This window comes from Hamadaea sp. NPDC051192 (assembly GCF_040682475.1).
GTDB classification, from domain to species: domain Bacteria; phylum Actinomycetota; class Actinomycetes; order Mycobacteriales; family Micromonosporaceae; genus Hamadaea; species Hamadaea flava.
On the sequence record NZ_JBFBAZ010000001.1, the window covers coordinates 38,506 to 52,541 of the forward strand.

The window sequence follows — 14,036 nt, forward strand, 5'->3', positions numbered from 1 at the left end:
CTCTAGTCAGTCAGGAAAGGTGGGGACGTGGCGAAGGAACTCCGCGTCGAGCTGGTCGCCGTCGAGGAGCGCATCTTCACCGGCACCGCCGAGCTGGTGACCGCTCGCACGACCGAGGGCGAGCTGGGTGTGCTGCCCGGTCACGCCCCGATGCTCGGCCAGCTCGCCGAGCCCGGCCAGGTACGCCTCAAGCTGGCGGGCGGCGACACGCAGGTCTGGAACGTCACGGGCGGGTTCATCTCCGTGACCGGCGAAGGCGTCACAGTCCTCGCCGAGGAATGCTCTCCGGCCTCGGCCGCAGACCGGCACTGAGAACCGAGCGCAGCGGCCGATGGGGATCCTCAAGGCGATCGCAGTCGGCCTGATAGTTGTTTTCGCACTGCTGGCGACGCTGTTCCTGCGTCGTGAGTGGTTCGCCCGGCGTGGCGGCACCGTCGAGATCTACATGCGATTAGGCATGATGGTCGAGGGGCGGGGCTGGGCGCCGGGCTTCGCTCGTTATGCGGGCGACGAACTTCGCTGGTACCGCATGTTCAGCTTCTCGCCGCGGCCGCGCCGGATACTGCACCGGCGGGATCTGTCGATGGTGGGACGGCGTACGCCGAGCACGGCCGAGCAGGTCCTCGTGCCAGCCGAGTGGGTCGTGGTGCGGCTGCTGCGGCCGACGCGTACGGTGCAGCCGGATCCGCCCCCGGACGACAAGCTGGTCGAGATCGCCATGTCGCCGACCGTCGTGACCGGGTTCCTCTCCTGGTACGAGTCGGCCCCGCCCGGCCCGTCGCACCTCACCTGAGCAGCCGTCGCTCCTCAGCGGGAGGCGGCCTTGCGATAGCGCGAGATCGCCAGCGGCACGAAGATGATCAGGATGAGCGCGATCCAGCCGATCGCGAGGGGGATCGCGTGTTCGGCCGGGAACCCGCTTCCGTTGTACGCGGGATCGCTCGACAGGTTGCCCCACAGCTTGCGTAGGGACAGCACCATCGACGAGATCGGGTTCCATTCCGCGATCGGCTGCAGCCAGCCCGGCAGGGTCGCCGTGGAGACGAAGGCGTTGGACAGGAACGTCAGCGGGAACATCCAGATGAACCCGGCGCTCTGGGCCACCTCGACCGACTTCACCGACAGGCCGATGACGGCGCTGATCCAGCTCATGGCGTACCCGAAGGCGAACAACAGCAGGTAGCCGTAGATCCCGTCGAGCAGGCCGGTGTGGATGCGCCAGCCGACGAGCAGGCCGGTGACCGACATGACCACCACGACGAAGATGTTGTTGATCAGGTCGGAGGTCGTCCGGCCGACCAGCACCGCCGCCCTCGACATGGGTAGCGAGCGGAATCGGTCGACGATGCCCTTCTGCAGGTCGTCGGCGAGGCCGATGGCGGTGATGCCGGCCCCGAACGCCACGGTCTGCACGAAGATGCCGGGCATGAGGTACTCCCGGTAGGAGACCCCGGGGATGATGATCGACCCGCCGAACACGTACGCGAACAGCAGCACGAACATGATCGGCTGGATGGTCGAGAAGATCAGCAGGTCGGGGATGCGCTTGATCTTGATCAGGTTCCGCTTGGCGACGACCCAGCCGTCGGCCAGCGCTCCGCCCACGGCGCTCATCGCTGCTCCGCCTCCTCCGCTTCGGCTTCGGCTGTGGTGCCGGTCAGCTTCAGGAAGACGTCGTCGAGGCTGGCCCGGGTGATGCCGATGTCGACCGGCTCGATGCCGGCCGCGTCGAGGCGGCGTACGGCCTCGATCAGGGTCCACGAGCCCTTGGTGATCGGCGCCGTGACCTGGTGGTCGACGACGGTCGCGGGGCCGGAGCAGACCTGGCTGAGGATGTCCTTGGCGATCTGGGTCTCGGCCCGGTTCCCGACGGTCACCTGGAGGCGTTCCCCGCCGACCTCCTTCTTCAGGTCGTCCGGCGTGCCATGGGCGATGGCCTGCCCGCGGTCGATCACCACGATGTCGTCGGCGAGCTGGTCGGCCTCTTCGAGGTACTGCGTGGTCAGCAGCAGGGTCGAGCCCGCCCGGACGCGTTCGCTGATGACGTCCCACATGCCCATCCGCCCCCGGGGATCGAGGCCGGTCGTCGGCTCGTCGAGGACGATGATCGGCGGCGAGATCACCAGCGCCCCGGCCAGGTCCAGGCGGCGGCGCATCCCGCCGGAGTAGGTCTTGACCGGCCGGTTGGCGGCGTCGGTCAGGTTGAACCGCTCCAGCAGCGCCTCGGCCCGGGACCGGGCGGTCCGTTTGCCCAGGTGGTAGAGCCGGCCGATCATCTCCAGGTTCTCGCGGCCGGTCAGATACTCGTCGACCGCGGCGTACTGGCCGCTGACTCCGATGATCTTGCGGACCTCGTGCGGACGCTCGAACACGTCGATGCCGTTCACGAGGCAGCGGCCCTGGTCAGGCCGCAGCAACGTGGTGATGATCCGCACCGACGTGGTCTTTCCGGCGCCGTTCGGCCCGAGCAGTCCGAGGACGGTTCCCTCGGGTACACGCAAGTCCAGCCCGTTGAGGGCCGTCACGCTGCCATACTGCTTGACGAGGCCTTCGGCGAGGATCGCATCCGCCATCACCTCAACCTAGCGACGATCATGGTCCGTCGGGCCGGATCGCCGAGTTGATCAAGCTGCCCTGCGGTGGGCAGCCGATCAGCGGGACCCGCCCGGGACCCACTTCACATCGCCAGTGCCGTCCGAGTTCGCCACCCGGGACAGGATGAACAACAGATCGGAGAGCCGGTTGAGATACTGGGCCGGGAGCGTGGAGGTCCGCTCCGAATCCGCCTCCAGCAGGGCGAACGTCGACCGTTCCGCACGGCGTGCGACCGTACGCGCGACGTGCAACAGTGACGCGCCCGGGGTACCACCCGGCAGTACGAACGAATCCAGTTTCGCCAGCCGCGCGTTGAACTCGTCGCACCAGCCTTCCAGGCGGGTGACGTAGTCGGCGGTGACGCGAAGCGGTGGGTATTTCGGATCGGGGGTGATCGGGTTGCACAGGTCTGCGCCCACATCGAACAGATCGTTCTGGACTAAGGTGAGCACGGCGCGAACGTCGTCAGGCAGTTCGCCCAGAGCAAGCGCCACGCCCAGTGCGGCGTTGCACTCATCCACATCGGCGTACGCGCCGATCCGTGGGTCGGTCTTCGCCACCCGCTCGCCATTGCCGAGCGCGGTGGTTCCGGCGTCGCCGGTCTTGGTGTAGATGCGGGTGAGGTGAACGGCCATGCACAGCAGCGTACTCACGCGGCCTGCCGACGACGGCTGGGGTAACGGCGGCGCTCTGCCTACGATGGCGGATGTGGACGTGATCAGAGTGGCCGGCCCGGCCCGCCTGAACGGCACGGTCGGCGTCGTAGGCGCGAAGAATTCGGCCCTCAAACTCATGGCCGCCGCGCTCCTGGCGGAGGGCGGCAGCGCCGTCACCAACGTTCCCCGGATCACCGACATCGCCCTGATGGGCGAGGTGCTCCGGCGGCTCGGGGCCGACGTCCGGTTCGACACCGCCCTGGACGGCAGCGGCACGGTCGAGATCGGCGTACCCGCCACGTTGCACCACGAGGCCGACTACGACCTCGTCCGGCGGCTCCGGGCCTCGATCTGCGTCCTGGGGCCCCTCCTGGCCCGCACCGGCAAGGCGCGCGTGGCGCATCCGGGCGGCGACGCGATCGGCTCGCGCGGCCTGGACATGCACGTCGGCGGGCTGGCCCGGATGGGCGCCGAGATCGGCAGCGAGCACGGCTTCGTGCTGGCCGAGGCGCCCTTCGGTCTGCGCGGCGCGGAGATCTGGCTCGACTTCCCGAGCGTCGGCGCGACCGAGAACCTCCTGATGGCGGCGGTGCTGGCCAAGGGTGTCACGGAGATCGACAACGCCGCCCGGGAGCCGGAGATCGTCGACATCTGCCGCATGCTCACCGAGATGGGCGCGCGCATCGATGGCGCGGGCACGTCCAAGCTCACCATCGAGGGCGTGGACGCGCTCCAGCCGGTCAGGCACGCCACCGTCGGCGACCGCATCGTGGCCGGCACCTGGGCGTTCGGCGCGGCGATGACTCAGGGGGACGTCACCGTCACCGGCATCGACCCGCATTTCCTGGACATCGCGCTCGACAAGATCGCCCAGGCCGGCGGGCTCATCGAGACCCGGCCCGACGCGCTGCGCGTACAGATGGATCAGCGACCGCGTGCGGTCGACGTGGTCACGCTGCCGTACCCCGGCTTCGCGACCGACCTGCTCCCGATGGCCATCGGGCTCGCCGCCGTCTCCGACGGCGTCTCGATGATCACGGAGAACATCTTCGACGGGCGCTTCATGTTCGTCCAGGAGATGGTCCGGCTCGGCGCGGAGATCAAGACCGACGGCCATCACGCCGTGGTCCGCGGGCGGCCGCTGCTCTCCTCGGCCGAGGTCCGCGCGACCGACATCCGCGCGGGCGCGGGCCTGGCCATCGCGGGCCTCTGCACCGACGGGCCCACGACGGTACGCCACGCGCATCACATCGACCGGGGCTACCCGGATTTCGTCGCCGACCTGCGTGCGCTCGGAGTGACGGCGGAGCGGCTGGAAGCGCTGCCCGACCCGGAGTACACCTTCGAATAGCGACATCTCTGCGATCACCTGCGAATACTGAGCGGCGCCGGCATCGGCGCCGCTCGTTCTATAACGGCTCTGTTGCGGGCTCTTGTCGCCGCAGTGAACAAGTGATCTGATCACTTAGTCACTTGACCCCCTCAACGTGGAGGTGCGGCACATGGACCACCCCGTCGCCCGGCGTACTCTGCTCGCCGGGCTGGCCGCCGCCCCGATCGCCGCGCTGGCGATCCCCGGGCAGGCATACGCGACCGGCGCCACCAGCACAGCCGAGCGGCTCACCGAGGCGTTCACGGCCTACGGGAACAGCGGGCGCGGCTGGACGGGAGCGGACTCGACCTATTCGGTCCGGCTCCCCGGCGACCGTCAGCTCTGGCTCTTCTCGGACACGTTCCTCGGCACCGTCAACCCCGACGGATCCCGGCCGACGGACAGCCCGATCGTCAACAACACCTTCGTCGTGCAGCGTGGCCGCACGATGACCACGATCCACGGGGGAACGGCGGCCGAACCGGCCGCGATCCTGTCGCCGGACCAGGCCGACTCCTGGTACTGGCTCGGCGGGGCGTACCTGGGCGCGGGCGCGCTCAACGTGATGTTCCTGCGGTTCGAGCGGTTCGGGCCGGGGATGTGGGACTGGTCCTGGAAGGAGAACGTCCTCGCCCGGTTCGACGTCGCGACGCTGACCGTCAAGAGCGTCCATCCGATGCCGTCCGGCGCGAACGTCCAGTGGGCGAGCTGGTTGCAGCGCATCGGCGGACACACCTATGTGCACGGCGTCGAAGACCTCGGCCTGACGAAGTACATGCACGTCGCCCGGGTCGTCGGGGATGACCTACGGCGGCCGTGGCAGTACTTCACCGGCGACGGGTGGTCGGCGTCCGAACAGGACTCGGCGCGCGTCATGGCCGGCGTCGGAAACGAATACAGCGTGACCCCCTGGCGGGACCGGTGGCTGCTGGTCACGCAGGACACGAACACCTTGTTCAGCAACGAGATCGTGGGCTACACCGCCCCGGCGCCGACCGGTCCCTTCGGCGACCGCCGGCTGCTCCACACGATGCCGGAGAGCGGCCTGTTCGGCAGTTACGGCGATCCGGACGTGATCACCTACAACGCGCACGAGCATCCCGAACTCCGGCGTGACGACAAAGTGGTCATCACCTATAACGTCAACAGCCTGACCTTCACCGATGTGCTGGAAGACGTGACCAAGTACCGACCACGGTTCGTCGAAGTCCAGCTCGCGCCCTAGGGCGGACCGAGCTACGAAGGAGACCGAGATGGGGGAGCTGGTACGCCAGAGCCTGTCCGACTCGCTGACCGAACGGATCATGGAGCTGATCCGCGACCAGGGACTCCAGCCGGGCAACCGGCTGCCCTCGACGCGGGCGCTCGCCGAACGGTTCGCGGTGGCGATGCCGACGGTGCGGGAATCCCTGCGCCGCCTGCAGACCACCGGGGCGATCGAGATCAGGCACGGCTCCGGCGTCTACGTCAGCGAGGCGGTCGACCGCCTCGTCCTGCCGAACCCGAACGTCCCGGAGCCTCGTGGCGAGCAGCTGATCCAACTGCTCGACGCGCGGGCGTTGATGGAGCCCTATCTCGCCGGACTCGCGGCCGCCCGCCGCGACCCCCAGCGCCTGGCCGATCTGCGTGAGCTGCTCGCCACGGCGCAACGTCACCTGGCCGGCGCGCCCGGCGACGACGCAGCGTTGCACGAGGCCAACATGGCCTTCCACCGGGCGGTGGCCGCCGCCAGCGGTCACGGTGTGCTGCGCGAGGTCGTCGACTCCCTCCTGTTCGTCCATGCCGGCGAACAACGCGAGATCCTCCAGCTCTTCGACGACCGGGTACGCGACTACGACGAGCACTGCGCCGTCCTGGCGGCCATCGAGGCCGGCGACACGCAGCTCGCCGGTGATCTCATGCGCCGCCATCTCGACGACGTGAAAGCAGTGGTCACCAAGCATGCCCGGCAGGAGAGCGAACCGTCCCCTTAGAAAGGCGATAACCGTGCGGCGTACGCGACTGCTCACGGCGGTCGTCGTCACCGCGGCCCTGGCCTTGTCGGCCTGCGGTTCCGGCGGCGACACCAAGACCGAAGGCAAGACCCAGCTGAAGCTCTACAACGACAAGGGCGCCTGGTCGCCCTACTTCAAGGAGATCGGCACCCTGTCCCAGCAGCAGATCGGGCTGGGGATGGAGCCGGTCGGATACACCGACGCGAACACCTACGACGCGTTCATCAAGGCGTCCTTCCGCACCAACGTCAAGCCGGACCTGTTCACCTGGCACACCGGCGCGCAGCTCGAAGAGATCGTCAAGGCGGGCCAGGTCGCCGACACCTCGTCGCTCTGGAGCGACGCCGTCGGCAAGGGCTACCTGCCCGAGTCGCTGAAGCAGTACTACACCTTCGACGGCAAGCAGTACTGCGTACCGCTGAACGTCGCGTACTGGGTGATGTTCTACAACAAGAAGGTCTTCGACGACGCCGGCCTGCAGCCGCCCAAGACCTGGGCCGACATGATGGACGCGGCGGTCAAGCTCAAGGCCAAGGGCGTCACCCCGTTCTACGGGACCTCGCAGCTGTTCAGCTTCGTCTGGTTCCAGCAGCTGCTGATCGGGCAGGACCCGCAGCTCTACAACGACCTCGGCACCGGCAAGGCGAAGTTCACCGACCCGGGCGTCGTCAAGGTCATGGAGCAGTGGAAGTCGCTGATCGACTCCGGGTACATGTCGGACCCGGGCGACAAGACGGAGCCGCAGGAGCTGCTGAAGTCGGGCAAGGTCGCGATGGCGCCGTTCGGCACCTGGTTCAACACGAGCATGACCCAGGTCGGGCTCAAGCCCGGAACCGATTACGGCATGTTCACCATCCCGAACCTGAATCCGGCCAACACGAAGAACACGCTGCTGTTCGAGAGCGGCCCGCTCTGCGTGCTGGACAAGGCTCCGGACAAGGCGGCGAGCCTGAAGTTTGCGCAGTGGTGGCTGGAGCCGGCGGCTCAGGAGAAGTGGGCGACCTCGCGCGGCGACGTGTCGGCCAACCCCAAGGTCACCATCCCGGATCCGGCGCTGAACGCGATCAACCAGTCGGCGGGCGGTTCGGACGTCGCCCTGGCCAGCCGGTTCTTCGAACTGGTGCCGGCCCCGGTGCTGACCGCCGCGCTGGACGCCTTCGGGGCGTTCACGGTCAAGCCCGCGGATTACCAGAAGCAGCTGGCCACGCTCCAGAAGGCGGCCGACGACTACTGGGCGAAGGCCGGTAAGTGAGATGACGATCCGTAGCCGTCGGGGCGGCCAGGTAGCCGATGCCCCGGTCCACGCCGACGTCCGGGAGACCTCCGTCGGATCGAGCGGCCGTCGGTCCAGCCGGACCGGCCGCCTCGGCGGCTACGGCTTCGTGTCGCCGGCCGTCCTCATCGTCGCCGGTCTGCTCTACCTGCCCTTCCTCTACACGGTCTACCTCGGATTCACCGACTACGACGGGTTGACCCCGGCGTCGTTCGTGGGCCTGGACAACTTCCGCCGGTTCCTCGACGATCCGGCGTTGACCACCTCGCTACGCAACACTCTGATGTGGGCGGTCGGGGCGACCGTCCTGCCGGTCGCGCTCGGCCTGCTCATCGCGGTCCTGTCCTACGGGATCAAGGGCGGCACCTGGTTCCGGCTGCCCTTCCTCCTCCCGTACGCCCTGTCGGGCGCGGGACTGGCGGTGATCTGGGGCTTCATCCTCCAGACCGGCGGCGCGGCCAACGACTTCCTCGGCGCGCTCGGGCTGCCGGGGGCGGACACCCGGTTCCTGGTCGAGGAACCGGCCAACACGATCGCCATGATCGTCGCGCTGACCTGGCAACAGGCCGGGGTGAACGCGCTGCTGTTCCTGGTCGGATTGCAGTCGATTCCGAAGGAGCCGCAGGAGGCGGCCCGGCTGGACGGGGCGTCCGGCTGGCGGCTGTTCCGCAGCATCACCTGGCCGCTGCTCGCGCCCCTGACCACGGTCGTGGTCGGGCTGTCGCTGGTGGCGAGTCTGAAGACGTTCGACATCGTCTGGGTCACCACGCAGGGCGGTCCGGGCCGCAACTCCGAGACATTGGCCGTGACCATGTATCGCGACGCCTTCGTCTCGGCCGAATACGGCTACGGCGCGGCGGTCGCCTTCGCGCTCAGCCTCGTCACCGGCCTGGTGTCGTTCGTCTACCTCCGCCGCCAGATGTCCACGTCGAAGGAGGGTCTCGCATGAGCGTGAGCGGCTTTCTGCGGAGAGCGGTGCTCGTGGTGCTCGGCCTGATCTGGCTGCTGCCGACCTACCTGCTGCTCGTCAACGCCACCCGACCGGCCACGGAGTACGACGCGGACAAGATCTGGACGCCGTCCGGGTTCGGCTTCGTCGAGAACGTCAAGATCGCCTGGGAGGCGGCGCAGCTGGGGGAGAGCATCGGAAGCACCGCTCTCTACGCGATCGTCTCGCCCGCCGCCGGGGTGCTGATCGGCGCCCTCGCCGGGTACGCCATCGTCGTCCTGCGGCTGCGAGCCGGGTTCTGGTGGTTCATGCTCATCTTCGGCGGGACGATCTTCCCGACCCAGATGCTGGTCATCCCGCTGTTCCTCGGCTACAGCACCAATCTGCTCTACGACACCCGATCCGGGCTGATCCTCATCTACACGGCGGTGTGCGTACCGCTGGCGGCGTTCGTGCTGCGCAACTTCTTCACGGGGATCGCGTACACGATCTATGAGGCGGCGCGGACGGACGGGGCGTCCAGCTGGCGCATCTTCTGGCGGATCTACCTGCCGATGGCGCTGCCCGCGCTCGGGGCGGTGTTCATCCTCGAGTTCACCTTCATCTGGAACGACCTGCTCTTCGGCCTCACCTTGTCGCAGAGCGAGTCGGTCCGGCCGATCATGACCGCGGTCAGCTCGCTGTCGAGCGCGTACGGCGGCAAGTCCATCCCGGTGGTGCTCGCCGCCGGCCTGTTCATCTCGCTCCCCACGATCCTGCTGTTCCTGCTGACCCAGCGGCTGTTCGCCCGTGGCTTGGCGCTCGGCCAGTACTGACGCCCGCCCGTTGATCATGGAGTTTCCGGTCCCGACACACCGTCGAGACCACGGTTAACTCCATGATCAACGGGGGGCGGGACAAGAGAGAAAGGCAAGCATGACCACGCGACTGTTGCGCGCGAGCCTCGGTTCGCCGACCTACGACGACATGCGGGCCACCCTCCGCGCCACGCACACCCGGCCCGTGCTCTCCGGACGCGGCGTCGACGTGTACGCCCAACCGCTGCCGCTGTTCAAGAAGACTCCCGACGGCCTGGTCCAAGCCGTCCGAGTGGCGGCGCGGGGAGCGTCGGTGACCGCGACGATGGCGGCGCAGACCGAGCGCATCGCCGACGGCGCCAGCCACGACTTCTGGGTGCCCGAGGCGGACCGGCCCACGGCGTACCAGCTCCTGGCAAAGGACCTGGGCGAGACGAGCGTGACCGTCACCGCGCAGCGCAAGTGGACGGTCTACGTGGTGCATCACTCGCACCTGGACATCGGGTACACCGATCGGCAGGGCGTGGTGCTGCGCAACCACCTGGAGTATCTCGACGAGGCGGTCGAGCTGGCCGGGCAGACCGACGACTGGCCGGACGACGCGCGGTTCCGATGGACCGTGGAGTCCGCGCTCCCGGTACGCCGCTGGCTGCAAGCGCGCGCCAAGTCGGCAGTGGACAGATTCGTCGATCTCGCGCGGACGGGTCGGATCGAGGTGACCGCGATGCCGTTCCAGCTGCACACTGAGGCCTGCTCGACCGAGGAGCTGCACCGGTTGCTGCGCTTCACCGACGCGTTGCGGGAGGAGCACGGCATCCCGATCACCTCCGCCATGCACACGGACGTGCCGGGCGCGGTCGTCGGGTTCGTGGACGCGCTGGCCGCCTCGGGGGTGCGCTACCTGAGCGCCGCGCACAACTGGGCCGGGCGGTCGGTGCCCTTCCTCCGCGGTGGGCAGGAGCTGGGCCGCCCGTTCTGGTGGCGGTCGCCGGCCGGGAACCGGGTGCTCGTGTGGTTCACCGACACCCCGCACGGGATGGCGTACATGGAGGGCAACGTCGTCGGGCTGGCCGAGAGCTTCCCCGCCGCTGTCGACCTGCTGCCCGGCTACCTGGACGCGTTGTCCGGGCGGCCGTTCCCGTACGGTCCCGAGGCGTTCGGCTGGTCGGGGCTGCCGGAGGCGCAGATCACGCGTCAGCCGTACCCGCATGACCTGCTGCATCTGCGGGTCCAGGGCGGCAACGCCGACAACGCCGGGCCGTCGATCCTGCCGCCGTCGATCATCCGCGAGTGGAACGCCGTCTACGAGTACCCCCGGTTGCGGATGGCCACGAACACGGAGTTCTTCGCCGCCGCCGAGGAGTCGTTCGGCGATCGCGTACCGGAGCACACCGGGGACTGGACCGACTGGTGGGCCGACGGCCTCGGCTCGGGCGCCCGCCCGCTCGGGTACGCCCGCCGCGCCCAGCACGCCGTCCGCCACGCGGAAACCCTGCACACATTGGCGGGCGCCGACGCCGCCCCGGCGGTGGACGCGGTCTACGACAAGCTCGGCCTGTTCGACGAGCACACCTGGGGTGCGGCCAATCCGTGGCACGACCACGAGGACGGGTTCGACTCCGGCGGACTCCAGTGGGCGCGCAAGTGCGAGCTGGCGTACTCGGGGGCGGACGACGCGGAGGATCTGCGGCACGCCGGTCTCCGTCGCCTCGGGGCGCGCTACGGAATCGCGGCGGGCGCCGAGGCCGGGTTCCTCATCCACAATCCCGGACCGGCGGCGCGGACCGATGTCGCGACGGCGTTCCTCCCGGCCAGCACCGTCCCGCTCGACATCGCGGTGTCCGTTGTGGACGGCCGGACCGGCGAACCGGTGCCGCATCACGAAGAGGTGGTACGCCCCGAGGAGTGGCCGACCCGGCCCTACGGCCGCCGCCTGATCTTCCCGGCGTCCGACGTCCCGGCGTTCGGCGCGGTCCGGTTCGACGTCGTCCCGGGTTCCGGCCCGGTCGCCGTCGCCGAGATCGGATCGATCGTCGAGAACGAGTACTTCCGGGTGGAGTACGACGTCAAGGCCGGGGTCATCGCCAGCGTGTTCGACAAGCGAGCGGGTCGCGAGCTGGTCAACAAGGAGGCGTACGCCGGGCTCAACCAGTACGTCTACGACAAGTACTCGACCGCGCCGCACATCAACCACCTCAGCGGGCACATCGAGGCGCACGAGCACGACGCGCTGCTGGCCGGGCGTACGCTGGGCCGCCGGCCGTCGATCAGCCGCGCCGAGCGCACCGCGGCGGGGGAGACGCTGGAGATCCTGCTCGACGGCGACGGGATCGACTGGCTGCGTACCACGATCACGCTCCCGGCGGGCGTGCCGCGCGTCGACATCACCAACACGCTCTACAAACGGGGCGCTCCGGCCAAGGAGAGCGTCTTCTTCGCGTACCCGTTCGCGACGGGCGCGCCGAAGGCGTGGGAACTGACCGGCGGCGTCGGCGGCCCGGCCGCGCCGACCGTCCCCGGCGCGGCCGACCACATGCAGCCGATCCGGCACTGGGTCGAGTTCGACGACGGCGAGCTGAGCGTCGGGTGGGCCACGCTGGAGGCGCCGCTCGTCATGTTCGGCGAGCTGTACCTGCCGTACGCGCCCTTCCCACCGACCGTCCGGCCCACGCCGGCGGAGCCCGGCACCGTCTACTCCTGGGCCCTCAACAACATCTGGGACACCAACTTCCCGGCGCAGCAGCAGGGCGAGACCACCTTCCGCTACGCGATCACCTCGGGCCCGACCGACTCCAACGCCGGGGTCCGCGCGGCCGCCGGTCTCGTCGACCCGTTCCTGGCCGTGCCGCTCACGGGCCACGCCCGTACCGCCGCCGTGCTGTCCTTCGTGGAGATCGAGCATCCCGATCTCCACGTGTCCTCGCTCGGCCGTTCGCTGCGCGGCCACTCGCTCGTGGTCTACCTGCGGTCCGTCTCGGCTGATTCCGTCTCCACACTGGTACGCCTACCCCAAGCCGTCGAACGGGCGTACCTCGGCACGTCGCTCGAACGCGATCAGGTCGAAGCGCCAGTGGTGGACGGGGCGATCCGGGTGACCGTCCCGGCGGGCGCGTTCGTCGCCCTCTCCGTCGACCTGGCCGCCTCCGTCGGACCGTCCACTACGGAGGATGTGCTGTGAGGATCGCCGACATCCGGGCCACCACCGTGACGGTGCCGCTCCAGGCGCCGTTGCGGCATTCCAACGGCGCCCACTGGGGCCGGTTCGTCCGCACCATCGTCGAGGTCGAGACCGACACCGGGCTCATCGGCCTCGGCGAGCTGGGCGGGGGCGGGGAGAGCGCCGAGGCCGCCATCCGAGGGCTGAACGCGTACCTGAAGGGGCATGATCCGTTCCAGTTGGAGGCGCTGCGATTCGCCATCACCAACCCGACGGCGAGCCTCTACAACAACCGCACCCAGCTGCACGCCGCCATCGAGTTCGCCTGCCTGGACGTCATCGGGCAGCACTTGGGCGTACCGGTCTACGACCTGCTCGGCGGGAAACTGCGCGACCAGGTGCCGTTCGCCTCCTACCTCTTCTTCCGGTACGCCAACGACGACGGCGAGGGCGAGGTGCGTACGCCGGAGCAGTTGGCCGCCGAGGCGGCCGAGCTGAAGCGGCGGCACGGGTTCAGCGTGCACAAATTCAAAGGCGGGGTGTTCCACCCCGACTACGAGCTGGAGTGCTATCGGGCGCTGGCCGACGCCGTTCCCGGCGACCGGCTCCGGTACGACCCGAACGCCGCGCTCTCCGTCGGCCAGGCCCGGCGATTCGGTCAGGCGATCGCCGATCTGCCCAACGACTACCTGGAGGACCCGACCTGGGGCCTCAACGGGATGCGGCAGCTACGCGACCTCGGCATCCCGCTGGCGACGAACACGGTCGTGGTCAACCTCGAACAGCTGGCCACCAACGTCCGGGACCCCGCAGTCGACGTGATCCTGCTGGACACGACGTTCTGGGGCGGCATCCGGCCCTGCGTCAAGGCGGCCGGCGTGTGCGAGACGTTCCAGCTCGGGGTGGCCGTGCACTCGTCAGGCGAACTGGGCATCCAGCTAGCGACCATGCTGCATCTCGGCGCGGTGCTGCCGAATCTGGCGTACGCCGCCGACGCGCACTATCACCACCTGCGCGACGACGTCATCACCGGCGGTCTGATGTCCTACCAGGACGGAACCATCGCGGTGCCGAACGGACCCGGGCTGGGCGTGACCCTGGACCGCGCCAAGGTCGCCGAGTACGCCGAGCTGTACAAGGAGCTGGGCGGATACCCGTACGACCGCGATCCGGGGCGGCCTGACTGGTACCCGTTGATCCCCAACGACCGCTGGGCCGACCCGTCGTGAGAACGCTGGTGCTG

Annotated in this window: 13 protein-coding genes; 10 read left to right on the forward strand and 3 right to left on the reverse strand. The window is 69.0% G+C overall.

The genetic code is table 11. The features are described 5' to 3' along the window. Nucleotides 1-27: 27 nt before the first annotated feature. Both AB0M47_RS00215 and AB0M47_RS00220 read left to right on the forward strand, forming a co-directional pair. Nucleotides 28-312, forward strand: a complete 285-nt coding sequence (locus tag AB0M47_RS00215; protein ID WP_253757385.1) for a F0F1 ATP synthase subunit epsilon — start codon at nt 28-30, stop codon at nt 310-312. Nucleotides 313-331: 19 nt separating this feature from the next. Beyond that, a complete protein-coding gene (locus AB0M47_RS00220) occupies nt 332-793 on the forward strand; it encodes a DUF2550 domain-containing protein (protein ID WP_253757383.1) in 462 nt (153 codons plus the stop codon). Nucleotides 794-807: 14 nt separating this feature from the next. Here AB0M47_RS00220 and AB0M47_RS00225 read toward each other — a convergent pair whose 3' ends face one another. From AB0M47_RS00225 to AB0M47_RS00235, 3 genes are all read right to left on the reverse strand, one after another. Next, entirely contained in the window at nt 808-1,614 is an 807-nt protein-coding gene (locus AB0M47_RS00225; RefSeq protein WP_253757381.1) for an ABC transporter permease, read from the reverse strand. Then, nucleotides 1,611-2,573 carry an ATP-binding cassette domain-containing protein gene (locus tag AB0M47_RS00230; protein ID WP_363405882.1) on the reverse strand — a complete coding sequence of 321 codons (963 nt, stop codon included), beginning with the start codon at nt 2,571-2,573 and terminating at the stop codon, nt 1,611-1,613. Before AB0M47_RS00230 ends, AB0M47_RS00225 begins: the two co-directional genes overlap by 4 nt. A 78-nt stretch (nt 2,574-2,651) precedes the next feature. Beyond that, entirely contained in the window at nt 2,652-3,230 is a 579-nt protein-coding gene (locus AB0M47_RS00235) for a cob(I)yrinic acid a,c-diamide adenosyltransferase (protein WP_360006610.1), read from the reverse strand. Between the two features lie 64 nt (nt 3,231-3,294). Between AB0M47_RS00235 and murA the strand changes: the two genes are divergently transcribed. The 8 genes from murA to AB0M47_RS00275 all read left to right on the forward strand — a co-directional run bounded on the left by murA (nt 3,295) and on the right by AB0M47_RS00275 (nt 14,022). Next, nucleotides 3,295-4,602: a UDP-N-acetylglucosamine 1-carboxyvinyltransferase gene (murA, locus tag AB0M47_RS00240; protein WP_363406404.1), complete on the forward strand. Its 1,308-nt coding sequence runs from the start codon at nt 3,295-3,297 to the stop codon at nt 4,600-4,602. 151 nt (nt 4,603-4,753) lie between these two features. Continuing rightward, nucleotides 4,754-5,848 (forward strand): DUF4185 domain-containing protein, encoded by a 1,095-nt coding sequence (locus AB0M47_RS00245; RefSeq protein ID WP_363405885.1) that lies wholly within the window; start codon nt 4,754-4,756, stop codon nt 5,846-5,848. Nucleotides 5,849-5,876: 28 nt separating this feature from the next. Further along, nucleotides 5,877-6,596, forward strand: coding sequence for a FadR/GntR family transcriptional regulator (locus tag AB0M47_RS00250; protein WP_363405888.1), 720 nt, complete (start codon nt 5,877-5,879; stop codon nt 6,594-6,596). 13 nt (nt 6,597-6,609) lie between these two features. Further along, a complete protein-coding gene (locus AB0M47_RS00255; RefSeq protein WP_363405891.1) occupies nt 6,610-7,869 on the forward strand; it encodes an extracellular solute-binding protein in 1,260 nt (419 codons plus the stop codon). 1 nt (nt 7,870) lies between these two features. Next, a complete protein-coding gene (locus AB0M47_RS00260) occupies nt 7,871-8,839 on the forward strand; it encodes a sugar ABC transporter permease (protein ID WP_363405894.1) in 969 nt (322 codons plus the stop codon). Continuing rightward, on the forward strand, nt 8,836-9,654 hold the full coding sequence (locus AB0M47_RS00265; RefSeq protein WP_253757366.1) for a carbohydrate ABC transporter permease: 819 nt from the start codon (nt 8,836-8,838) through the stop codon (nt 9,652-9,654). The genes AB0M47_RS00260 and AB0M47_RS00265 overlap by 4 nt, the downstream gene beginning before the upstream one ends. A 100-nt stretch (nt 9,655-9,754) precedes the next feature. Further along, a complete protein-coding gene (locus AB0M47_RS00270; RefSeq protein ID WP_363405897.1) occupies nt 9,755-12,814 on the forward strand; it encodes a hypothetical protein in 3,060 nt (1,019 codons plus the stop codon). Next, nucleotides 12,811-14,022 (forward strand): enolase C-terminal domain-like protein, encoded by a 1,212-nt coding sequence (locus tag AB0M47_RS00275; protein WP_363405900.1) that lies wholly within the window; start codon nt 12,811-12,813, stop codon nt 14,020-14,022. Before AB0M47_RS00270 ends, AB0M47_RS00275 begins: the two co-directional genes overlap by 4 nt. Nucleotides 14,023-14,036: the final 14 nt, after the last annotated feature.